Consider the following 21,821-nt stretch of genomic DNA (forward strand, 5'->3'; position numbering starts at 1 on the left):
TCTCTGGTTCTCGGGTGAGCCGCAGGCCCGCTTCTGGCGGCGGCGCTCCACGACGGCAATGCAAAATTGGGGGCGTATTTTCCCGTAATCGCCGCCCCGGCGCAAAGGTAACCGGGGGCTATTCTGCCGCCAGATCGCAACTTTTTCCCACAAAAGCCGCCTGCAGCAACACAACCCAACTGCATCAAAAAAATTTTATGCAGCTATATCAAAACTTTTTGATATAGCCCTCAACCGCTGCTAGACTCCCGGCCATGCTCAAATCCGACAGCACTGCAGTCCAGTCGCAGCCCGCCGACAGTGATTCGGCCCTGCCGCAGCTGGCGGCGACCCTCAAGGCCGCCGGCGACCCGCTGCGCCTGGAGATACTGCGCCTGCTGAGCCAGGACTCCTACAGCGTGCTGGAACTGTGCCGGATCTTCGAGCTGCGCCAGCCGGCGCTGTCCCACCACCTGAAGGTACTGGCCCAGGCCGGCCTGGTGAGCAAGCGCCGCGAGGGCAACAACCTCTTCTACCGCCGCACCGGCAGCAGCCCGCTGCTGCAGCGGCTGTTTGCCAGCTTAGACCAGTTGCCGCTGACCGAGTCGCGGGCGGAGGCGGTGGGCCAGATCGCCGCCGAGCGCGCCGAGGCCTCGCGGCGCTTCTTCGCCGACTATGGCAACCGCTTCCGCGAACAGCAGGAGCTGATTGCCAGCTACAGTGTCTACGGCCCGCAGGTGGCGCAGCTGCTGAAACCGGGCCGCCACGCCATCGAGGTGGGCCCCGGCGAGGGCGAGTTTCTGGAGGAGCTGGCGTCGCGTTTCGCCACCGTCACCGCGCTGGACCTGTCGGCGACAATGCTGGAGCGTGCCCAGGCGTTTGCCGATGAGCGCGCGCTGGCCAATATTGAATTTGTCTGCGGCGACACCCGCACCGCCGCGGCGCGCCCGGGCAGCGCCGACAGCATTGTCGTGAATATGGTACTGCACCACACGCCGGAGCCGGCGCAGATACTGCGCGACTTGCAAGCGGCGCTGAAAAGCGGCGGCCAGCTGCTGGTGGCGGAGCTGCAGGATCACCGCCAGGACTGGGCGCGCGAGGCCTGCGGCGACCTGTGGCTGGGTTTTGCGCCGGAACAGCTGAGCAGCTGGGCCGAGGAAGCGGGGCTGGATAACGGGCGCAGCGTGTACAGCGCACTGCGCAATGGCTTCCAGATTCAGATTCGGGAATTCATAAAGCCGTAAGCAGGATGGGCAGTGCACTGCACGCCTTTCCCATCCCGCAAATTAATTGCACTGTTTTTATTTTTGCCGCCGGCAAAACATGGAGAGCATCACAATGAGTGAATACAGACTGTTTACCTCGGAGTCCGTGTCCGAAGGACATCCGGACAAGATCGCCGACCAGATTTCCGACGCAGTGCTGGATGCGTTGCTGGCGCGCGACAAGAACGCCCGCGTGGCCTGCGAGACCCTGGTGAAAACCGGTATCGCGGTCATCGCCGGGGAGATTTCCACCAGTGCCTGGGTCGACCTGGAAGACCTGGTGCGCAAGGTGATCACCGAGATCGGCTACACCTCGTCCGACGTCGGCTACGACGGCGAGACCTGCGGCGTGATCAACGTGATCGGCAAGCAGTCGATGGATATCGCCCAGGGCGTCGACCGCGCCAAGCCGGAAGACCAGGGCGCCGGCGACCAGGGCCTGATGTTCGGCTACGCCACCGATGAGACCCCCACCTTCATGCCGGCACCGGTTTACTACGCCCACCGCCTGGTGGAGCGCCAGGCGGAAGCGCGCAAGTCCGGCCTGCTGCCGTGGCTGCGCCCGGACGCCAAGAGCCAGGTGACTTTCCGCTATGACGAAAACGGCCAGCCCTGCGCCATCGACGCGGTCGTCCTGTCCACCCAGCACAATCCGGAAGTCAGCCAGGAAGACCTGCGCGAGGCGGTGCTGGAGCTGATCGTCAATCACGTGCTGCCGGAAGAGTGGCTGCACGAAGGCACCCAGTACCACATCAACCCGACCGGCAAGTTCGTCATCGGCGGCCCGGTGGGTGACTGCGGCCTGACCGGGCGCAAGATCATCGTCGACACCTACGGCGGCTCCGCGCGCCACGGCGGCGGCGCCTTCTCCGGCAAGGACCCGTCCAAGGTGGACCGCTCCGCGGCCTACGCCGGCCGCTACGTGGCGAAGAACATCGTCGCCGCCGGCCTCGCCAACCGCTGCGAGATCCAGGTGTCCTACGCCATCGGCGTGGCCGAGCCGACCTCGGTGTCGATCAATACCTTCGGTACCGGCAAGGTAAGTGAGGACAAACTGATCGAGCTGGTGCGCGAGCACTTCGACCTGCGCCCCTACGCGATTTCCCGCGCGCTGGACCTGCTGCACCCGATGTACCAGCTCACTGCCGCTTACGGCCACTTCGGCCGCGAGCCGTTCGAGCACACCTACGAGTGGACCGACAGCAACGGCGAGCAGCGCAGCGAGACCTTCACCGCGTTTCCGTGGGAGAAGACCGACAAGGCCGAGGCGCTGCGCGCTCACGCCGGCCTCTCTTAACCCTCAACCAGATAATTCGTCCATGAATTATCTGGTTGTCGCCCGCCAAATTCTGGCGCAGAGACGTGACTCTGCTTGAATTTGGCGGGCTCGCGCCGGCTCTGGCCGGCGGCGGCACATCTGACCGCCAGGGATGGCGGAAATGCAGAATTTGCAGGAGCAAAAATCTGCACTGTGCCACTGCAAAACAACGAACAAATTATTAGGTTGAGTAATGAACCAGATGAGCACCGAATTCAAAGACTTTAAAGTTGCCGACATCTCCCTGGCCGATTGGGGCCGTCGTGAAATCGAGATCGCCGAGGGCGAAATGCCGGCGCTGATGACCCTGCGCGAGAAATACCGCGCAGCGCAGCCGTTAAAAGACGCGCGCATCATGGGTTGCATCCACATGACCATCCAGACCGCCGTGCTGATCGAGACACTGGTGGCACTGGGTGCCGAAGTGCGCTGGTCCTCGTGCAATATTTTCTCCACCCAGGATCACGCCGCCGCGGCCATCGCCGCCAGTGGCATTCCGGTGTTCGCCTGGAAAGGAGAGACCGAGGAAGAGTACGAGTGGTGCCTGGAGCGCACTGTCGGTGACGACGTGGCCGGCTGGCAGCCGAACCTGATCCTCGACGACGGCGGCGACCTGACCGAACTGCTGCACCGCAAGTACCCGCAGCTTCTCGACAACTGCCACGGCATCAGCGAAGAGACCACCACCGGCGTACACCGCCTGCAGGACATGCTCAAGGCGGGCACGCTGAAAGTGCCGGCGATCAACGTCAACGACGCGGTCACCAAGAGCAAGAACGACAACAAGTACGGCTGCCGCCACAGCCTCAACGACGCCATCAAGCGCGGCACCGACCACCTGCTGTCCGGCAAGAAGGCGCTGGTGATCGGCTACGGCGATGTGGGCAAGGGCTCCGCCGCCTCGCTGCGCCAGGAAGGCATGATCGTCAAGGTATCCGAAGTGGATCCGATCTGTGCGATGCAGGCGTGCATGGACGGCTTCGAACTGGTATCCCCGTATAACGACGGCATCAATACCGGCACCGATGACGGCGTGAACAAGGCGCTGCTGGCCAACACCGACCTGATCGTCACCACCACCGGCAACACCACCGTGTGCGACGCGCCGATGTTGAAGGCACTGAAGAGCGGCGCCGTGGTGTGCAATATCGGCCACTTCGACAACGAGATCGACACGGCCTTTATGCGCAAGAACTGGGAATGGCAGGAAGTGAAGCCGCAGGTGCACAAGATCGTGCGCAACGCCGCCACCAACGACCACCTGTTGCTGCTGTCCGAAGGCCGCCTGGTGAACCTGGGCAACGCCACCGGCCACCCGAGCCGCATCATGGACGGCTCCTTCGCCAACCAGGTACTCGCGCAGATCCACCTGTTCCAGGAAAAATTTGCCGACCTGCCCGCAGACCAGAAGGTGTCCGCGCTGTACGTCAAAGTGCTGCCCAAGCAGCTCGACGAGGAAGTGGCGCGCTACATGGTGGAAGGCTTCGGCGGCGTGATCACGCGCATGACCGAGGAACAGGCCAAGTACATCGGCGTATCCGCCGAAGGCCCCTACAAGCCGGAAAGTTACAAGTATTAAACAAGCCTCTCCATTCCGGGTGCCGGCACTGGCCGGCACCCGGAAAACCGAGGGACTGGAAGTGAGCACTATGACCGACACCCCCAGAATCAGCTTCGAATTTTTCCCCCCCAAAACCGAAGAGGGGCGCAACAAGCTGTACGCGACCCGCGAGGTGCTGCAGGCGTTCGATCCGGACTTCTTCTCCGTTACCTACGGCGCCGGTGGCACCACCCGCGACACCACCGCCAATATCGTCACCGAGCTGCGCCGCGACGGCATTTCCATCGCGCCGCACCTGTCGTTCGGCGGCGACAACGAAGAGACGGTGCTGGGCCTGCTGGAGCGCTATAAGGAGTCTGGCGTCGATCGTATCGTCGCACTGCGCGGCGACATGCCATCGGGGATGGGTGCGGTAGCACAGCTGGTGTACGCCAACGAACTGGTGGCCTTTATCCGCCGTCACACCGGCGATCACTTCCACCTCGAAGTGGCGGCCTACCCGGAAATCCACCCGGAGTCGGAGAGCTACGACGACGATATCCGCTACCTGAAGGGCAAGTTTGACGCCGGCGCCAACAGCGCGCTGACCCAGTACTTCTACAACCCGGATGCGTATTTCTTTTTTGTCGACCAGTGCGCCAAGGCCGGTATCGACGCACCGATCGTGCCCGGCATCATGCCGATCACCAACTTCACCAACCTGGCGCGCTTCTCGCGCAACTGCGGTGCAGAGATCCCGCGCTGGCTGCGCCAGCGCATGGAAAGCTACCGCGATCCGGCGGATATCAGGAAGCTGGGCCTGGAAGTGGTCACCGACCTGTGCGAAACGTTGATCGACGGCGGCGCGCCGGGACTGCATTTCTACACCATGAACCAGGTGAACCCGACTGCGGAGATTCTCAAAGCGCTCGGGGTTGCGGAGAAATAATTCAGTAGCGTGCTTACCGAGCACCACAGGCACTGACCCCGCCCGAACCACTGCACGACTTCCGTAAGGGCGAACCCTGTGTTCGCCCGACCCCGCCCACCGACAACCGCCCCGCACGCGCGTACCCACTAAGCGGCACTACCGGGCCAATCTGCTATAAGAGAGAAAACCAATAACCACCGGGAATCGCCCATGGTCGACCATCCTCTCGTGCCCGCGGAGCGCATCATCAACGAAATGACGGTGAAGGCGCTGATCCTCGGCGCGGTGCTGTCGGCGATCCTGGCCGCCGCCAACGCCTATATCGGCCTGCTGGTGGGCCTGACCGTATCCGCATCGATTCCCGCCGCCGCCTGCTCCATGGGCATACTGCGGCTGTTCCGCCGCTCCACGATTCTCGAAAACAACATGGTGCAGACCGCCGCCTCGGCGGGCGAGTCGCTGGCGGCGGGGATCATCTTCACGCTGCCGGCGCTGGTAATGATGGGCGCCTGGGGCGGCTACCACTGGGGCACCATGACGATGATCGGCATTCTCGGCGGGGTACTCGGCGTGGCGTTTACGATTCCACTGCGGCGCGCGCTGATCGTGGAGGCAGACCTCACCTTTCCGGAGGGCGTGGCCACCGCCCAGGTACTGAAAACCGGCGGCGTGGAGACGGACCACGATCACCCGGAACTGCGACCGGGTCCGGAGGCCAAGCGCGGTTTCCGCCTGCTGCTGGCCGCGGCCGGACTGGGCGGCCTGGTCAAGCTACTGGAATCCGGTGTCGGCCTGCTGGCCGGCGGCGTCGCCACCACCAAGAGCTGGCTCGGCGGCAAGTGGCTGTTCACCGGCGATATCACCCTGAGCCCGGCGCTGCTCGGCGTCGGCTATATCGTCGGCCTCAATGTTGCGGTGCTGGTGTTTCTCGGCGGCGCCATCGGCACGCTGCTCGGCGTGCCAATCAACTGGCTGCTCAATAGCGACGAGCTGCGCCAGATCGCCGGCGTCAGCGGTGATATGGGCAGCTGGACGGCGCAGGACTGGCAGGGCCTCGCCGATGCGTCGTGGCAGCAGTGCCGGCGCATCGGTGTCGGCGCGATGATGGTGGGCGGGGTCTGGTCACTGATCACGCTGGCCAGGCCGCTGATGGACGGGGTCAGGGCCTCGCTGCAGGCACACCGCGAGGCCAAGGCCGGTGCAGTCGCGCTGCGCACCGAGCAGGACATGCCGATTCCCTACGTGTCGCTGCTGGTGCTGCTGTCGGCGATACCGCTGTATTTTATTTTCCTCAATGCGCTCGACGGCTTTCCCGGGCGCTACTGGATCGCCGCGATCATGTCCGCACTGATGCTGGTGCTGGGCTTCGTGTTCGCCTCGGTGGCCGGTTATATGGCCGGCCTGGTCGGCTCGAGCAACAACCCGATCAGCGGCGTCACCATTGCCACGGTGATCGTGTCGGCGCTGATCCTGCTGCAACTGATGGGCAACGAGGGCATGGCCGCCAAGCTCGGCCCGATTGCAGTGATGTACCTGGCCGGCATGATCTGCTCGGCAGCGGCCATTGCCGGCGACAACATGCAGGATCTGAAATGCGGCCATATCGTCGGTGCCACTCCCTGGCGCCAGCAGGTATTCCAGATCATCGGCGTCGCCGCCGCTGCCGGCGCCATCCCGCTGGTGCTGTCGATCCTCGACCAGGGCTACGGCATCGGCCGCCCCAGCCCGCTGAACCCGGAGGCCACACCGCTGTCGGCGCCGCAGGCGAGCCTGATGCGCGAACTGTCCACCGGTATCTTCGGCGCCGGTATCGAGTGGGTGTACATCTTTATCGGCTTCGGCCTCGCCATCCTGCTGATCGCACTGGACGAGATCCAGAAGCGCCGCAGCGCCCATTTCCGCTTTCCGGTGCTGGCGGTGGCCGTGGGGGTCTACCTGCCGCTGGGGCTGTCGATCCCCATCCTGCTCGGCGGCCTGCTGGCCCACTGGCAGCAGCGAAGACGCGGCGGCGAAGTGGAAGGCGACGGCCTGCTGCTGGCCTCGGGCCTGATCACCGGCGAGGCCCTGATGGGCGTGCTCGTTGCCGTCGCAGCGGTCAGCGCGCCGGGCAAGGTCCCCTACCTGAGCGAGTTTGCGCTATCGCCCTGGTTCGGGCTGGCGGGCCTGGCAGTGTGCTTCCTGTACCTGGCCAGGAAGGGCTGACAAGGCGCGAAAGGCGGACAAAAGGCGGGCAGGATCAGTGGCGCGCGCCCGGCAGCGCGACCTCTATCGGCGCCGAATCGAAATTGAGTACACGCACCACCAGGCGGCGGTTTTTTTCCTGGCCGGCCGGGGTGCTGTTGTCGGCAATCGGCTGGGTATCGCCGAAGCCCTCCGCTTCGATACGCGCCGCGTCAATGCCGCGCTCGACCAGGAAGCTGCGCACCCAGTCGGCTCGCCACTGCGACAGTTTCAGGTTTTTCTGTGCATCGCCGGCGCTGTCGGTGTGGCCCTCGATGGCGATGCGCAGGCGCGGGAAGTCGCGCATGATCACCAGCAGCGCCTCCACGTCGCCAATGCTGTCCATTTCCGGTGCGAAGCCGCCGGGTTCGAAGTCCACCCGCAGCACAAACTCGTCGCCGCCGCGACGCGCCTTGCCGCGCAGGTAACGCACCATGGCGTCGCCAAACGGCGCCGCGCGGCGCGCGGCCTGCTCGTCGGGGCCGTCGGCGATCCGCGCCAGCGGGTTCAGGGGATAATTCGTGTATTGCTTGTGCGGGTCGAAACAACCGCTCAGCAGCAGGCCGCAGAACAGCAGCACGGAGGAGAGCAGCAACAGGCAGGAGGCACTGAACGCACGGCGCGAACGGAACATTCCGGGGCTCCAGGTGACTGGTGTCGGCTGCATTATAGTGTCGCGCCGGCCAATACCCAGACGGCGATGCGCCCGCGGATAACGCGGCTCAACCACCGCTCACAGGTAATCGACCACCGCCAGCAGATCGCCGACCACCCGCGCACCGGCCTCGCGCAGCTGCGGTGCGCGCTTGGGGTGGTTGCTGTAGCCCACCACCGGCATGCCGGCCGCCACCGCCGCGGTAACCCCGGCGATGGAATCCTCCACCACCAGGCAGCGCTGCGGCTCCACCCCCATGGTCTGCGCCGCAAACAGGAACAGGTCGGGGTGCGGCTTGCCGCGGGAGACGTCGTCGGCGCTGAAGATGCGACCGTCGAAGTAGTCGTAGAGCCCGGTCTTGTTCAGGGTCAGGCGCATCTTGTCATGGGAGCCGGACGAGGCCACACAGGTGCGCAGATTGACCTGCTGCAGGTGATCCAGCAGGTCCCCGATACCGGCCACCGGCTCCAGCTCCGTGTGAAAGGCCTCGCGGATGCGTCGCTCGGTGTTGCCGAAATAGTCGTCCGGCAGCGGCCCGCCGTAGCGGGTCTCGATTTCCAGCAGGCAGTCTTTCGCCGGGCGGCCGCTGAACTGTTCGTCCAGCGCTTCCGGCGTGGTGGTCATGCCGAGCTTGTTCATCTCCTCGGCGAGAATGCGGCAGACGATGCTCTCGCTGTCCACCAGTACGCCGTCGCAATCGAAAATCACCAGTTCAGTGGCAAACACCGGGCACTCCTCATCGGGCCGACAGCAGCAGTATGCCGAGCAGCACACCGATCGCGCCGCTGATGCGCAGGAACATCTCGTTGCCGCCGGCGATTTTCATCGCCAGCGCCTTGCTGCGCTCGAAGCCGATAAACAGCATATAGGCGCCGACCAGCACCACCAGCACCCCGAGGGCATTGATCCAGATGGTCCAGGCAGAGCGGGTATCGGCGATCAGCAGCAGTATCAGACCGATCACCACCCGCGCCCAGGCCGCCACCGCGTAGCCGGTTTCATTCATGCGCTCACTGATACTGCGCGCCAGCTGCGGTTTGAGAATGATGGCGATAGACAGCACCACAATGGTGAGGCCAATCAGCCACAGGATTAATCTGACCATTTCTTTTTCCCTGAATTGGTTTTAATGATTTCGGAAAAACCTGCGCAACCAACACCGCAAACAACTTTTCAATCGAAAATATCATTCTTGATCGCGGAGCGCCGGGTCCGGGTATACCTTTCCGAGACACGCTGTGAATACATCCCTGTACGCTCGGCGTCGGCATCCATGCCTCCGACGGTCCCGGAAAGGTATACCCGGACCCGGCTTGTGCCAACCAGAGCGCCTAGAGCCCTGGATCTGATTTTTATAAGTCGCCCCACTGGTACTGCAACACCGACAGCGCCGCCACCGGCGCCGTCTCGGTGCGCAGTACCCGCGGCCCCAGCCGCAGCGGGGCGAAGGATTGCGCCAGCGCCGCGTCGATTTCCGCCTGCGACAGGCCACCCTCCGGGCCCACCAGCAACAGCGCTGACTGCGGCCGGCCGCGTTCCGTTTCCAGGTCGCGCAGCTGCTTGTCGGTGCGGTGGTGCAGTACCAATTGCAGGTCCACCGCCGGGGGCTGCTGCAGGAAGTGGGTGAACTTCTGTGGCTCGGCGATCTCCGGCACCCGGTTGCGGGCGCACTGCTCGCAGGCGCTGACCGCAATCTGGCGCCAGTGACCGAGCTTCTTCTGCAGCCGGTCGCCGGACAGTTTTACCTCACAGCGCTCGGTAAACAAGGGCTGGATACGCGCCACGCCCAGTTCGGTGGCCTTTTGTATCACCCAGTCGAAGCGATCGCCGCGGGAAATACCAATCGCCAGCGTCAGCGCCAGCGGCGACTCGCGGTCGTCGGCGGTGAAATCCCCCAGCTGCACCCGCGCGCGCTTGCCGCTTTCCAGCAGCTCCGCACGGTACTCGCCGCCGCTACCATCGAACAGTACCAGCGGCCGCCCCGGCGCCAGGCGCAGTACCTTGACCAGGTGGCGGGAGGCATTTTCATCCAGTTCGACTGCATCGCGACCGGCGAGAGGTTCGGCGGAGTAGATACGCGGGATGCGCATGGGCGGGTGTTCCTGTGAGGTTGTCGTTCGTGAGGATACAAAAAAGCCGACGCGGAGTCGGCTGTGGTCGAGAACATTTTAGGCAATGGTGCCGTTGCGGATCAATCGCCCGGGCGCCGGGCCCGGGCACCCCGGGGCTCCAGCTCCGCTGGCGGGTCTGCGGCCCGCGCGGGCGGACACCAGGTCCGCCCCTACGGAACCCGCTCAATCATTCCATGTAAACCCGGTACCAATTTAGCTCCGCAAGCACCGCACCACGCTATTCCCACAGATGGCACCGGGCCAAATATCGCTAGCGGATCAGGCCTTTTCCAGCGACACCGGCAGCTCTTCGTCCAGGCCGCGCTTGCCGCGCACCTTGGCGCGCAGCATCTCCGAGACCCGGTACAGGTTCGGCACCAGAATCAGCGTTACCACGGTGGCACAGAGTACGCCGAACGCCAGGCTCACCACCATCGGAATCAGGAACTGCGCCTGGATCGAGCGCTCGAACATGATCGGCACCAGCCCCAGGAAGGTGGTCAGCGAGGTCAGGATAATCGGGCGGAAACGATCGCGCCCGGCCTGTACCACGGCCTCCATCACCGCCACGCCTTCAGAGCGCAGCTGGTTGATGCGGTCCATCAACACCAGGTTGTCGTTCACTACCACGCCGGCAGCGGCGAGGAAGCCGAGCATGGACATGATGCTGATGTCGTACCCCATCAGCAGGTGACCCAGAATCGCACCGAGGAAGCCAAACGGCACCGCGGTCAGGATCAGGATCGGCTGCGAATAGGAACGGAACGCGATGGCCAGCAGTGCGTAGATCGCGAACAGCGACAGTACGAAGAAGGCTACCAGCGAACCGCTGAACTCTTCCTCTTCCTGCATTTCACCGGCGGTTTTCAGCGAGAAGCCCTGGAACTGCTTTTCCCACTTGGGCACTTCCTTGTCGCGCAGCTGCTTCAGGATCTCGTGCGACGAGGCCGCGCCCGGGGTCAGCTCGGCAGTGATCTGCACCGTGCGCTCGCGGTCGTGGCGGCGGATAGTGGTGTAGCCGGGCACATAGACTGCCTTGGCCACCGCACTGAACGGAATCTCGCCCTGGTTGGTGCGGATGCGCATGCGATCGATCTGGTCCTCGTTGGAACGCTCGTCTTTCGGGTAGCGCACCATCACGCGCACATCCTCGCGGCCGCGGGGAATACGCTGCACTTCCTCGCCGTAGAAGCCCTGGCGCACCTGGCGCGCCACGTCGGCGAGACCGATACCGAAGTTGCTGGCCTGCGGCTTCAGCTGGATCTCGATATCGCGGCGGGCGCTGACCAGGTTGTCGCGCACGTCGTAGACGCCGTCGTACTTGTCCAGCGCATCCTTGACCTTGTCGGCGGCGCGGCGCAGCTCGTCCATATCGCCGGACGCGGTACTCAGGTTCAGGGAGATACCGTTGCCGCCGTCGTTGATGGTGTGCTGGATATCCATTTCCTCAACGCTGGCCGGCAGCTCGCCGATATATTCGCGCCAGCGGTGGGCCAGGGTTTCCGAGGTGACGTCGCGGTGCTCGCCGTCGGTCAACTGCAGCAACACGGTGATATTGCCGCGCCACAGGAACACCATGGTGTTCTTGACGAACGGCTTGCCGCCGTTTTCCGCCAGCAACTTCTTGTCCTCCGCCAGCTTCTTGCCGGCGCTCTCGAACTGCTCCATGACCCGCTTGGATTCCTCGAAGGATTCCCCCGGTGCCATGGTAGTACTCAGCTGCAGCAGGTCAGATGGCACTTTCGGCGAGAACGCAGTGCCGATGTAACCGGCCTTGAACAGCACGCCGGTGGCCACCAGCGCCATGACGAAGATCATGATGGTGGTGCGGCTGTTGGTCAGGGATTTTTCCAGCAGCGGCAGGTAGTACTTTTCGCTGGCCAGCTGCATGCCGCGGGCAAACTTGCCGCGCAGCTTCTGCAGCTTCAGTCCCAGGCCGGATTTCGCCGGCTGCTCCGGCTTCATCTTGACCAGGTGCGCCGGCAGGATCAGCAGCGACTCGATCAGCGAGAAGCCCAGCGCCAGCAGCACCACCACCGGCAACGGCAACATCATCTGCGAGGTATAGCCGGGCAGGAACAGCATCGGGATAAAGAACACCATGGTCGACACCACGGCGAAGATCACCGGTGAGGAGACCTGCTTGACCCCCATTTCGGCCGCCGCCAGCCCGGTAATCCCCTTGTCGTGGGCGGCGTGCACCGCCTCGCCGACGATAATGGCATCGTCGACCACGATCCCGAGAATCAACAGGAACGCGAACAGCGACAGCATGTTGAGCGTGACCCCGGTGGTGGGCAGCAGCCAGAAGGCGCCGAGGAAGGCGGTGGCGATACCCACCGTCACCCACACCGCCAGCGCCGGGCGCAGAAACAGCATCAACAGCACGAACACCAGCAACAGGCCGCCGAGAGCGTTGTTGGTGAGCAGGTTCATGCGGCCCTCGTAGGCCTTGGAAAAATCGAACCAGGTTTCGAACTCCATGCCCGGTGGCAGCTGCTTGCGCGCATCGGCCATGAAGTCGTTGATCCGCCGTGCGGTATCCACCACGTCCAGCGGCTCGCCCTGCAGCACCCGCAGGTTCATCGCCGGCTTGCCGTTGAAGCGGATGATGGAGCCGTCTTCCTCGAAGCCGTCGGTGACCTTGGCCACGTCGCCGACCAGCAGCTTGGTGCCGTCCTTGCGGCTGATCAGCGGAATACGCTCGAAATCTTCCGCCGTGTAGGCCTGGCCGCGGGTCTGTACCTGGATGTCGCCGCGCTCGGAGCGCACCATGCCCGCAGGCAGGTCCAGCGACGACTCACGCACCGCCTTGGCCACATCGTCGAAGCTCAGGTTGTAGCGGCGCAGGTCGACTTCGGACACCTCGATCGATACCTCGTCGGCGCGGTCGCCCCACACATCCACCCGGCGCACACCGGGCAGCAGCGTGAGCTTGTCGCGCAGGTCCAGCGCCGTATCCTTGAGTTGCCGCGCAGAGACGGGACCGCCGATGGCGATCATCATCATCTGCTGTTCCCATTCCTGCAGCGAGACGATCGGGCGCTCGATATCGGCGGGGAAGGTGTTGATGCTGTCCACCTGCACCTTGATGTCGTTCAACAGGCGCAGCTGGTCGTAGCCATCCACCGCCTGGATGCTCACGGAACTGCGCCCGCGCGCCGACCAGGAGTTGACCTCCTTGATGCCTTTGACCTCGGCAATCGCCTGCTCGACCCGCTGGGTGACCTGCTGTTCCACTTCCGCCGGGCCGGCGCCGCGATAGGAGATATTCACCTGCACGACACCCGGGTTGATGGTCGGGAATACCTCGCGCCCGATATGCTTGATGCCGAAAAAACCGCCGATGATGATCATGAACATCAGCAGGTTGGCGGCCTTGCTGTTACGCGCGAACCACTGAATGATGCCCTGCATGATCAGCCCTCTCCCTGCGCGGAGGCGCTGGCACTGGCGTTGCTGTCAGTGCTGGTTTTTGCCGCCGCCTTATCGGAATCCTGCGGCTCGCCCTCGTCGCCCAGCATCAGCCCGGACGGCTTCTCGTTCAGCGGGTTCGGGGTCAACACCATGCCCTCGCGGGAATACCCCAGGCTGGATACGATCACGCGTTCACCGCTGGTCAGTTTGCCGCGCACCCAGGCTTCATCGCCGGCGGTCTGCAGCAGCTGCACCTTGCGATGGTGCAGTTTGTTCTCGGCATCCAGCACCAGCAGCTGGTTGCCCTCGTGCAGCGCCTGGCGCGGCAGGCGGGCGATATCGTCGAAGGTCTTGCCGGCGATGTCCGCCTCGACGAACAGGCCATTGAGCAGCGGGGCATCGCCCTCGTACGGGTGTTGTACCTGGGCCACGGCGTAGACGAAGCGGCTGTTGGGATCGACGCTGGCCTCGGTGCGCACCAGCTGGCCGCGCCACTCGCGCTGCTGGCCGGCCACCTGCGCGGTCAGGCGCACGGAGGGGCCGTTCTCGATCGCCTTGCCCAGCGGCAGGCCCAGCAGGTACAGCTGGTGATCGGTCAGCGGCAGGCGCACTTCGGCGACGTCGGTGCTGTGCACCTTGGCGAGCTTGGTGCCGGGCGTGACGTACTGCCCCACGTCGACAAAGGTCTGCACCACGCGACCGGCGAACGGCGCCTTGATATCGGTGCGCGCCAGGTTCAGCCGGGCCTGGTCGCGGTCCGCGCGCGCGGCGGCCACGGCGGCCTCGGCCGCCTGCAGCTGCGGCTTGCGCAGGAACAGCGCGTTGGCCGAATCACTGCCCAGGTCGCGCCACTCGCGCTTGGCCTGCTTGGCACGGCCCTGCTCCTGGGCGAAGGTGGACCTGGCATTGGCCAGCTGCGACTCGGCGCGGGTCAGCTGGTAGCGGTAGTCTGCCGGCTCTATCCCGACCAGTGAGTCACCACTCTTGAAGAAACCGCCGGCGACAAAACCGTGGTTAACGCTCTGGATGACACCGCCGACGCGGGCCACCAGCTCAATCTCGTGGCGCGCGTGCACCGTACCCTGGCTCGGCACCAGCAGGGTCTGGCGGCCGGGTGTCGCGTAGACCACATCGGCCACCGGCGGCACCGCCGCCTCCGCAACTTTTTCCTCAGGTTTGGGCCTGAGCAGGTAAAGTGCCGCTGCCACAGCGACCCCAGAGACAACAACAATTGCCAGAAGCTTGTTCTTATTCGACGAGTCCACAATTACTTCCATTGGTTAAAAAATAACTAGCTTCGCATTCTACTGAAGTTCGACGATGAATGGAGCGCTTTCAGATGCAGACCGTCGCAACGGGATGCACTTTGCCGCAAACCTTTCTCGGCGCGCCCGGCTCGCGCATAATGCCCCACCGAATTTATCCTGTTGGCCGGTGTCCGAACCGGGTCGCAGAGGAAGTAGCACCGCAGAACGGATGTAACAATAAATGCTGGATATCAACGCTCGAATTGCCGAAGAACTCAATGTACGCGCACAGCAGGTAGCCGCCGCGGTCGCACTGCTGGATGAAGGCGCCACCGTGCCGTTTATCTCCCGGTACCGGAAGGAAGTGACCGGGGGGCTGGACGACACCCAATTGCGCAACCTGGAAGATCGCCTGCGCTACCTGCGCGAGATGGAAGAGCGCCGCGCCACCATCCTCAAAAGCATCGACGAGCAGGGCAAACTTACGCCGGAATTGGCCGAGCAGATCAATGCTGCCGACACCAAGAACCGGCTCGAAGACCTGTACCTGCCCTACAAGCCCAAGCGCCGCACCAAGGGCCAGATCGCCATCGAGGCCGGGCTCGAACCCCTCGCCGATGCGCTGTTCAGCGACCCGACCCTGAACCCGGAGGAGGCGGCGCAGCCCTACCTCAACACCGATAACGAAGACGCCTCGCTGCACGTCAAGGACATCAAGGCGGCCCTCGACGGGGCCAAGTTCATCCTGATGGAACGCTTCGCCGAAGATGCCGAGCTGCTGGGCAAACTGCGCGACTTCCTCAAGCGCGACGGTGAGGTCAAATCCAAGCTGCTCGACGGCAAGGAAGAAGAAGGCGCCAAGTTCCGCGACTATTTCGAATACGCGGAAAACTGGGCCAAGGTGCCGAGCCACCGCGCACTGGCGATCTTCCGCGGCCGCAACGAGGGCATCCTCGCGATCAGTATCGGCCTCGAAGGGGATGAGGAGCGCCCGGCGACCGCCGGCCACCCGTGCGAGGCGATGATTGCGAAGCAGTTCGACATCAGTGACCAGGGCCGCCCGGCGGACAAATGGCTGGGCGAAGTCGTGCGCTGGACCTGGCGCATCAAGCTGCTGACCACGCTGGAAACCGACCTGCTCGGCGAGCTGCGCGAGAAGGCGGAAGAGGAGGCGATCAAGGTCTTCTCCCGCAACCTCAAAGACCTGCTACTGTCGGCGCCGGCCGGGCAGAAGGCCACCATCGGCCTGGACCCGGGCCTGCGCACCGGGGTGAAAGTGGCCGTCGTCGACGCCACCGGCAAGATCCTCGACCACACCGCCATCTTCCCCACGCCGCCGCAAAACCGCGCCCGCGAGGCCGCCGTAGTGATCGCCGCCCTGTGTGAAAAACACAATGTCGGCCTGATCGCGATCGGCAACGGCACCGGCAGCCGCGAGACCGACAAGTTCGTCGGCGACACCATCAAGCAGTACAAGCTGTCTGCACAGAAAGTCATGGTCAACGAGGCCGGCGCCTCCGTGTACTCCGCGTCCGAATTCGCCGCACGCGAATTCCCCGACCTGGACGTGACCATCCGCGGCGCCATCTCCATTGCCCGCCGCCTGCAGGATCCGCTGGCCGAGCTGGTGAAGATCGAGCCCAAATCCATCGGCGTGGGCCAGTACCAGCACGACGTATCGCAGACCCAGCTGGCGCGCTCGCTCGACGCGGTGGTGGAAGACTGTGTGAACGGCGTCGGCGCCGAGCTGAACTCCGCCTCCGCACCGCTGCTGTCGCGGGTATCCGGCCTCACTTCATCGATCGCCGCCAATATCGTCAGCTACCGCGACCAGCACGGCGCCTTCAAGAATCGCCAGCAGCTGATGGACGTCTCGCGTCTCGGGCCCAAGGCGTTCGAACAGGCCGCCGGCTTCCTGCGCATCAACAATGGCGAGAACCCGCTGGACCGCTCCGGCGTGCACCCGGAAGCCTACGTGGTAGTGAAGCGCATCGCCGAGAAGAACGGCCGCGAGATCAATAGCCTGATCGGCGACTCCGCGTTCCTGCGCCGCCTGAACCCGGCCGACTACACCGATGAGAAATTCGGCGTACCCACCGTGACCGACATCATCGCCGAACTGGAAAAGCCCGGCCGCGACCCGCGCCCGGAATTCCGCACCGCCAGGTTCGAAGATGGCGTGGAGGAGATCAAGGACCTGCGCCCGGGCATGGTGCTGGAAGGCACCGTCACCAACGTCACCAACTTCGGGGCATTTGTGGATATCGGCGTACACCAGGACGGCCTGGTGCACATCTCCGCGCTGTCAGAGAAATTCGTCAAGGATCCGCACGAAGTGGTCAAGGCGAACGACATCGTCAATGTAAAGGTCATGGAAGTGGACGTGGCGCGCAAGCGTATCGGCCTGTCCATGCGCATGAGCGACGAGCCGGGTGAACAGGGCAGCGGCGGCGTCAAGCGTGGCGATCACCGCGAGAGCCGCCAGGCGCAGCGGCACAATAACCGCAACCGCCAGCAACAGGGCGGCGGCAAGAGCCAGGGCAGCATGGGCGACCTGCTGATGGCGGCGATGAAAAATAAAAAGTAATCCGCACAGGGGCGATCTTCGGATCGCCCTTTTTTTGCCTGCCCGCAGCACCGCGGGCAATAGAAAGACGGCCGCCGCTCAGGTTAGCCGCGCGCGGTACGCCGTCGGCGCGTCGCCGAACCATTCGCGAAACGCCCGCGTAAATGCCCCCGCATCACAATAACCGAGCATAAAGGCGATTTCCGTTACGTTGTAACGCGCATCGCGCAGGTACTGCCGGGCAAGCTGGATGCGGACATCCCGCAGCAACTGGCGAAACGTGGTGCCATCCTGACTCAGTTTGCGATGCAGGGTTCGCGTCGGGACATGGACCGCTTCGGCTATTTTTTCCAGCGCCACCTCCCCGGTCGGTAATTGTCGCCGGATTTCTGCTCGCACCCGCGTCACAATATCCGATGCCTCCTGCTCCGCCCTGGCGTGCACAAGCGTCGCGTGATGCCGCTCAAAAATTTCCGCGTGCGCCGTTGGCAAGCGCCGCTCGGCAAATTCCCGGCCTACAAACACAGAATTATGCGGTGCATCGAATTGAACCGACACGCCAAAATAGTCGTCCCAGAGCGCGCGATTCTTTGGCACTGGTCGACGCAGTGAAACCGCCAGCGGCGTGAACGACTCGTCGAATTGAAAGCGGCAAAATCGCACCAGCCCGCCAATTTCGCAGTCTGCTGCAATTCCCGGAAAGGGGGCTTCGCGGTGACGCTGGTACACCAGGCCAACGCGGTTCGAATCCGCGGCGAGGTGCACCTGCAGATCGCTGTTCAGCACACTGAGACAATTCTGCGTCATATGGAAGCCTGCCAGCAGCGTCGGAGCTGCCATCCAGGCGTGACCGAAGATATCGAGATGGCTCGGATGCAGTACCGAAGCCGCGCGCACTCCCACCGCCTCGTCGTCGATGACCCGCAGCGTATTGGCGATAACGCCATAGTACTCCTGCGCCCGGACAGAACCGCATATCGGCGCCGCCTGCCCCGGCCGGTATAGCGATTGGTGAATTAGATCACCGGGATCAACCTGATAGCTTTCCAGTACCCGCCATACCAGTCCGAGCAAGAAGGGATTCACGGACGAAGCTTTATTATTTTTTTTCGCTGCGCGGGAATGGCCGAATTCGTCAATGCCATGTCCGGTACTGCACAGCGCCTCAGCGCTTTCTCTCATAGTCTCTCTCCACCGTCATAACAATACGGCGACCGCCTATTATTGCCGGTAAATCATTTCGCAACCAAGGGAAACAGCAGGTTATCAGGCACTCAGGGATGAACCGATTCGGGCGAAGAGTCCACCCAATAATAATTAAACCCAAAACAGGAGGTCACTGTGACCAACGCTAAACGTTGTCAGTTTCGCGGTTTCGCATTGCTTGTTTCTATCATCATCCCGATGTTGAGCATCAATGCGGCGCACGCAAGCCAGATAAAAAAACAGAATCTACTCGAACTGATGAGACACACCGAATCGATCATTGTCGGCACTGTGTCAAAAAAGGAAGACGGCTTTCAAGACGGGCTACCCTACACCGAGATCACCATTGAAATCGGCCAGAACATAAAGGGGGACAAGGGCTCGAGCTACAGTTTCCGGCAATTCGGCCTCATAAAGCCGAAACCCACCGGCGATGGTCGCGTCAACCTGATGGTCACACCGCCTGGCTGGCCGACCTACAGCGTTGGTGAGAACGTCATGCTGTTCCTGAACAAGCCCGCATCAAAAACCGGCTTCCAGACCACGGTTGGCCTGACCCAGGGCAAGTTCGTGATTCGCGGCGACAAGATCAGCAACGGCCTTAACAACGAAGAACTGTTTGCGCGGATCAAGTTCAGCGGCCCGCTGAAACCGACTCACCAGGACCTGGTCAGTCAGCCCGGTGGCGCCTATGCAGCAAAAGCTTTCCTGTCGCTGGTAAGAACCGCGGTGCAGGAAAACTGGGTGACAAAAGGAGTGATGACTGATGCTCAATAATAAAAAGATATTCCCGAAATCAGCACTGGCGGCCTGCCTCCTTGCCGGTACCTCTTCTGCCTTCGCTTACGGCCCCCTGTATGTCTTTGACTACGAGAACGGCATCCCCTACCGCTGGGACGTCAGCTCGCCGGTCAAGGTCTACACCGACGGCGGCAACTTCGCCTCCGGCACCGTCAAGCTGTACAAGAGCACCCCGGAAACCTGCAACGAAGACGACGGCTGGGTATGCGGTCACTATGAAGATGTCTACGTCGAGTTCGCCAACGAGCAGGGCGTCGCGCGGGTCAAGGATGCATTAGCCTCCTGGACCAAGGTGCCCACCTCCACTTTCCAGGCCGAGGTTGCCGGCAGCTTTGCCGATATCGGCATCGGCGGCGAGGACGGCGATATCACCGGCGCCGCGGAGGAGTTCACGACCGATAGCGCGGGCAACGTGGTACATGAAATTATCGGCACCGTGAACAATGGCGGTATTCACGTGATGTTCGACGAGACGGGCTCGGTCATGCGCGACGTGATGGGCGCGCCCCCGGGTGTACTCGGTATCGCCTCACCGGAATGGGCCGATGAAGAGACCGGCATCATTACCGAGGGCTGGGCCGTCATCGGCGGCGCCAGTACTTACTACAACGACACCGACCTGCGGCAGATCAACGGGGTGATTACTCACGAACTGGGCCACTCCTTCAACCTCGCGCACACCCAGACCAACGGCCACATCATCATGTACGGAAATTATGATGCGCTGACCGCGGGTCCCAGGGACTGCTCGGCGCACCCGCTCATCGGCGGTGCCTACCGCCTGCCGTTCCCGCAGGATTCCGCTCCGGCGCTCTCTGATATCTCGGTCATGTATCCGTATATCAACACCAACCCAACGAGCAGCGGCGCAACCGGAGATCAGCAGGCAACGGCTACCACGCAAGAGGATTACGCGGCGATCTCCTCGCTCTACCCCGCCAACAGCTTTACGTCGCAAACCGGCACCATCAAGGGAACTGTCACCTACGCATTCAGCAAGGAAGGGGTCATCGGCCTGAATATTGTCGCGCGCAATATCGACGATCCCTGGCACGATGCAATCACCGCGATGACCGGCGACTGGAATGACGGCGATCCGGAGGCAGCGCAGGGCAGCGGTGAGTTTATCCTGCAGGGCCTTACGCCCGGGGCGCAGTATGTGATCCATGTCGAGAAGATCTTTGCGGGCGGCTTCCCGACACCGCAGTTCGGAATGCCCGGCCCCTCCGAGTACTACAACGGTAGCGGAGAAAGCGACGACGCGGTGCAAGATGACGCCTGTGACTATGTGCCCGTTGTGGCAGGTGCCGGTCAGGTCGTCGAGCACATCGACATCCAGATGAACGGTATGAAAAACACCCCGCAGCTGATCACCTCTCCCGCGCCCAACGGCAACCAGGTCACCGAGAGTGGGCAGACAACGGCAGGCACCATAGCCAATTCTTATGGTGACGCACTGAGCTGGGTCTATCAGGATGGCAATGAGGACTACACCATCCTGCCGATGGGCGGCATTGCCATGAGTGACAACGGCGCCGTGATCAGCGGGCGGGTCAGTCAAAACAGTTCGTATCTGCCTGCCCGCTACACACAAGGCCGCGGCATCGAAGTGCTGCCCAGTGCCGGCAACACCGGCTGTGATCAGGGCGGCGGCATCCTGGAGATGTACTCCAACTTTGCCATTTCACCGGATGGACGCACCATGGGCGGCTTCCTGTGGAACTGCGACAACGCGGCGGAGTACAGCAACTACCGTGTGTCCGCAGTGACCTACAGCGATGACGATGGCTGGACCATCCTCGACAGCCACAAGGACGACAACAGTTCCCGCGTCAACGCACTGTCGAACACCGGTGTCGCGGTCGGCTGGGAATCTGACGCCGTCGGCTGGTGGGAGGGACGCGTGTGGAAAAACGGCGAGGAAATCAATCTGCAGGATGCGGCTCCGTCCGATATCGAGTACGTCGGCCAGGCCACGGCAGTGAGTAGGGATGGTACCTGGGTCACCGGTATAGACACCTATAACGCGCAACTGGAACCCAACCAGTACCTGTATAACACCGAGACCGGCGAATTCAGGTTGCTGGATATCAAGGAAGCCTGCCCCTGGTGGGACTGGTTCTGCTGGGGTGACAAGCCGTTCAATCCGTATGACGTTGCCGATGACGGCACACTGGTTGGTGCGATCGGCACGGCCTCCGGCGCCGGAGCGATGATTGTCTCTGATACCCTCGGCGGCGAGTATCGACTGGCCGATTTCCTCAGGGGCCAGGGTGTGATGAACGCTTCGGATCTCGAGGTGGTTTCGACCGCAACCAAGATTTCCACCAATGGCAAGCACATTGTTGGCTGGACGGCACTGGACGGCTACTTTGGCTCGTTCAAGCTCACGCTGGACCAGCTCTATGTGTGCAACAACGACAAGACGCTGAAGGTCGGATATCCGGTGGGCGTGGCGACGCAACTGCACAACGGCGCCGAACTCGGCATGTGCGCGGCAGACCTGCCCAAGCAGTACAAGTAAATAGGTATCAAATACCGACCTGCAAATAAAAGGTGGCCCCC

General features: G+C 62.9%; 15 protein-coding genes. 8 read left to right on the plus strand and 7 right to left on the minus strand.

Features of this window, described 5'->3' with window-relative positions; translation table 11 throughout:
• Positions 1-254: 254 nt before the first annotated feature.
• From ABDK11_RS18235 to ABDK11_RS18255, 5 genes are all read left to right on the plus strand, one after another.
• On the plus strand, positions 255-1,223 hold the full coding sequence (locus tag ABDK11_RS18235; RefSeq protein WP_346837954.1) for a metalloregulator ArsR/SmtB family transcription factor: 969 nt from the start codon (positions 255-257) through the stop codon (positions 1,221-1,223).
• A gap of 94 nt (positions 1,224-1,317) precedes the next feature.
• Entirely contained in the window at positions 1,318-2,541 is a 1,224-nt protein-coding gene (gene metK / locus ABDK11_RS18240) for a methionine adenosyltransferase (protein ID WP_346837955.1), read from the plus strand.
• 214 nt (positions 2,542-2,755) lie between these two features.
• Positions 2,756-4,141, plus strand: a complete 1,386-nt coding sequence (ahcY, locus tag ABDK11_RS18245) for an adenosylhomocysteinase (RefSeq protein WP_346837956.1) — start codon at positions 2,756-2,758, stop codon at positions 4,139-4,141.
• A 70-nt stretch (positions 4,142-4,211) separates the two neighbouring features.
• The gene (gene metF / locus ABDK11_RS18250) at positions 4,212-5,051 is read left to right on the plus strand and encodes a methylenetetrahydrofolate reductase [NAD(P)H] (RefSeq protein WP_346837957.1); all 840 of its coding nucleotides are present in this window, start codon (positions 4,212-4,214) and stop codon (positions 5,049-5,051) included.
• 192 nt (positions 5,052-5,243) lie between these two features.
• Positions 5,244-7,235 carry an oligopeptide transporter, OPT family gene (locus tag ABDK11_RS18255; RefSeq protein WP_346837958.1) on the plus strand — a complete coding sequence of 664 codons (1,992 nt, stop codon included), beginning with the start codon at positions 5,244-5,246 and terminating at the stop codon, positions 7,233-7,235.
• Positions 7,236-7,269: 34 nt separating this feature from the next.
• On the opposite strand, the gene ABDK11_RS18260 is transcribed toward ABDK11_RS18255, so the two are convergent.
• The 6 genes from ABDK11_RS18260 to ABDK11_RS18285 form a co-directional block, all read right to left on the minus strand.
• A complete protein-coding gene (locus tag ABDK11_RS18260) occupies positions 7,270-7,887 on the minus strand; it encodes an OmpA family protein (RefSeq protein ID WP_346837959.1) in 618 nt (205 codons plus the stop codon).
• Positions 7,888-7,986: 99 nt separating this feature from the next.
• Positions 7,987-8,634, minus strand: a complete 648-nt coding sequence (locus ABDK11_RS18265) for an HAD family hydrolase (protein WP_346837960.1) — start codon at positions 8,632-8,634, stop codon at positions 7,987-7,989.
• A 10-nt stretch (positions 8,635-8,644) separates the two neighbouring features.
• Positions 8,645-9,013 carry a hypothetical protein gene (locus tag ABDK11_RS18270; RefSeq protein WP_346837961.1) on the minus strand — a complete coding sequence of 123 codons (369 nt, stop codon included), beginning with the start codon at positions 9,011-9,013 and terminating at the stop codon, positions 8,645-8,647.
• 247 nt (positions 9,014-9,260) lie between these two features.
• Positions 9,261-9,998, minus strand: a complete 738-nt coding sequence (locus ABDK11_RS18275) for a 16S rRNA (uracil(1498)-N(3))-methyltransferase (protein WP_346837962.1) — start codon at positions 9,996-9,998, stop codon at positions 9,261-9,263.
• A 300-nt stretch (positions 9,999-10,298) separates the two neighbouring features.
• The gene (locus ABDK11_RS18280) at positions 10,299-13,436 is read right to left on the minus strand and encodes an efflux RND transporter permease subunit (protein WP_346837963.1); all 3,138 of its coding nucleotides are present in this window, start codon (positions 13,434-13,436) and stop codon (positions 10,299-10,301) included.
• Positions 13,437-13,438: 2 nt separating this feature from the next.
• Positions 13,439-14,644: an efflux RND transporter periplasmic adaptor subunit gene (locus ABDK11_RS18285; protein WP_346837964.1), complete on the minus strand. Its 1,206-nt coding sequence runs from the start codon at positions 14,642-14,644 to the stop codon at positions 13,439-13,441.
• A gap of 280 nt (positions 14,645-14,924) precedes the next feature.
• Between ABDK11_RS18285 and ABDK11_RS18290 the strand changes: the two genes are divergently transcribed.
• Complete coding sequence (locus tag ABDK11_RS18290) at positions 14,925-17,270, plus strand: Tex family protein (protein ID WP_346837965.1); 2,346 nt, start codon at positions 14,925-14,927, stop codon at positions 17,268-17,270.
• 78 nt (positions 17,271-17,348) lie between these two features.
• On the opposite strand, the gene ABDK11_RS18295 is transcribed toward ABDK11_RS18290, so the two are convergent.
• Positions 17,349-18,431 carry an AraC family transcriptional regulator ligand-binding domain-containing protein gene (locus ABDK11_RS18295; protein WP_346837966.1) on the minus strand — a complete coding sequence of 361 codons (1,083 nt, stop codon included), beginning with the start codon at positions 18,429-18,431 and terminating at the stop codon, positions 17,349-17,351.
• 159 nt (positions 18,432-18,590) lie between these two features.
• On the opposite strand from ABDK11_RS18295, the gene ABDK11_RS18300 reads away from it, so the two are divergent.
• Entirely contained in the window at positions 18,591-19,232 is a 642-nt protein-coding gene (locus ABDK11_RS18300; protein WP_346837967.1) for a hypothetical protein, read from the plus strand.
• Positions 19,222-21,780, plus strand: a complete 2,559-nt coding sequence (locus ABDK11_RS18305) for a matrixin family metalloprotease (protein ID WP_346837968.1) — start codon at positions 19,222-19,224, stop codon at positions 21,778-21,780. Before ABDK11_RS18300 ends, ABDK11_RS18305 begins: the two co-directional genes overlap by 11 nt.
• The last annotated feature ends 41 nt before the right edge of the window (positions 21,781-21,821 follow it).

Origin of the sequence: Microbulbifer sp. SAOS-129_SWC (genome assembly GCF_039696035.1) — a bacterium.
Lineage (GTDB): Bacteria > Pseudomonadota > Gammaproteobacteria > Pseudomonadales > Cellvibrionaceae > Microbulbifer.

Excerpts from the sequence above, each read along its gene's own strand:
- ABDK11_RS18235 (WP_346837954.1), top strand. The coding sequence starts at position 255 with ATGCTCAAATCCGACAGCACTGCAGTCCAGTCGCAGCCCGCCGACAGT.
- metK (WP_346837955.1), top strand. The coding sequence starts at position 1,318 with ATGAGTGAATACAGACTGTTTACCTCGGAGTCCGTGTCCGAAGGACAT.
- ahcY (WP_346837956.1), top strand. The coding sequence starts at position 2,756 with ATGAACCAGATGAGCACCGAATTCAAAGACTTTAAAGTTGCCGACATC.
- metF (WP_346837957.1), top strand. The coding sequence starts at position 4,212 with ATGACCGACACCCCCAGAATCAGCTTCGAATTTTTCCCCCCCAAAACC.
- ABDK11_RS18255 (WP_346837958.1), top strand. The coding sequence starts at position 5,244 with ATGGTCGACCATCCTCTCGTGCCCGCGGAGCGCATCATCAACGAAATG.
- ABDK11_RS18260 (WP_346837959.1), bottom strand. The coding sequence starts at position 7,887 with ATGTTCCGTTCGCGCCGTGCGTTCAGTGCCTCCTGCCTGTTGCTGCTC.
- ABDK11_RS18270 (WP_346837961.1), bottom strand. The coding sequence starts at position 9,013 with ATGGTCAGATTAATCCTGTGGCTGATTGGCCTCACCATTGTGGTGCTG.
- ABDK11_RS18275 (WP_346837962.1), bottom strand. The coding sequence starts at position 9,998 with ATGCGCATCCCGCGTATCTACTCCGCCGAACCTCTCGCCGGTCGCGAT.
- ABDK11_RS18280 (WP_346837963.1), bottom strand. The coding sequence starts at position 13,436 with ATGCAGGGCATCATTCAGTGGTTCGCGCGTAACAGCAAGGCCGCCAAC.
- ABDK11_RS18290 (WP_346837965.1), top strand. The coding sequence starts at position 14,925 with ATGCTGGATATCAACGCTCGAATTGCCGAAGAACTCAATGTACGCGCA.
- ABDK11_RS18295 (WP_346837966.1), bottom strand. The coding sequence starts at position 18,431 with ATGAGAGAAAGCGCTGAGGCGCTGTGCAGTACCGGACATGGCATTGAC.
- ABDK11_RS18305 (WP_346837968.1), top strand. The coding sequence starts at position 19,222 with ATGCTCAATAATAAAAAGATATTCCCGAAATCAGCACTGGCGGCCTGC.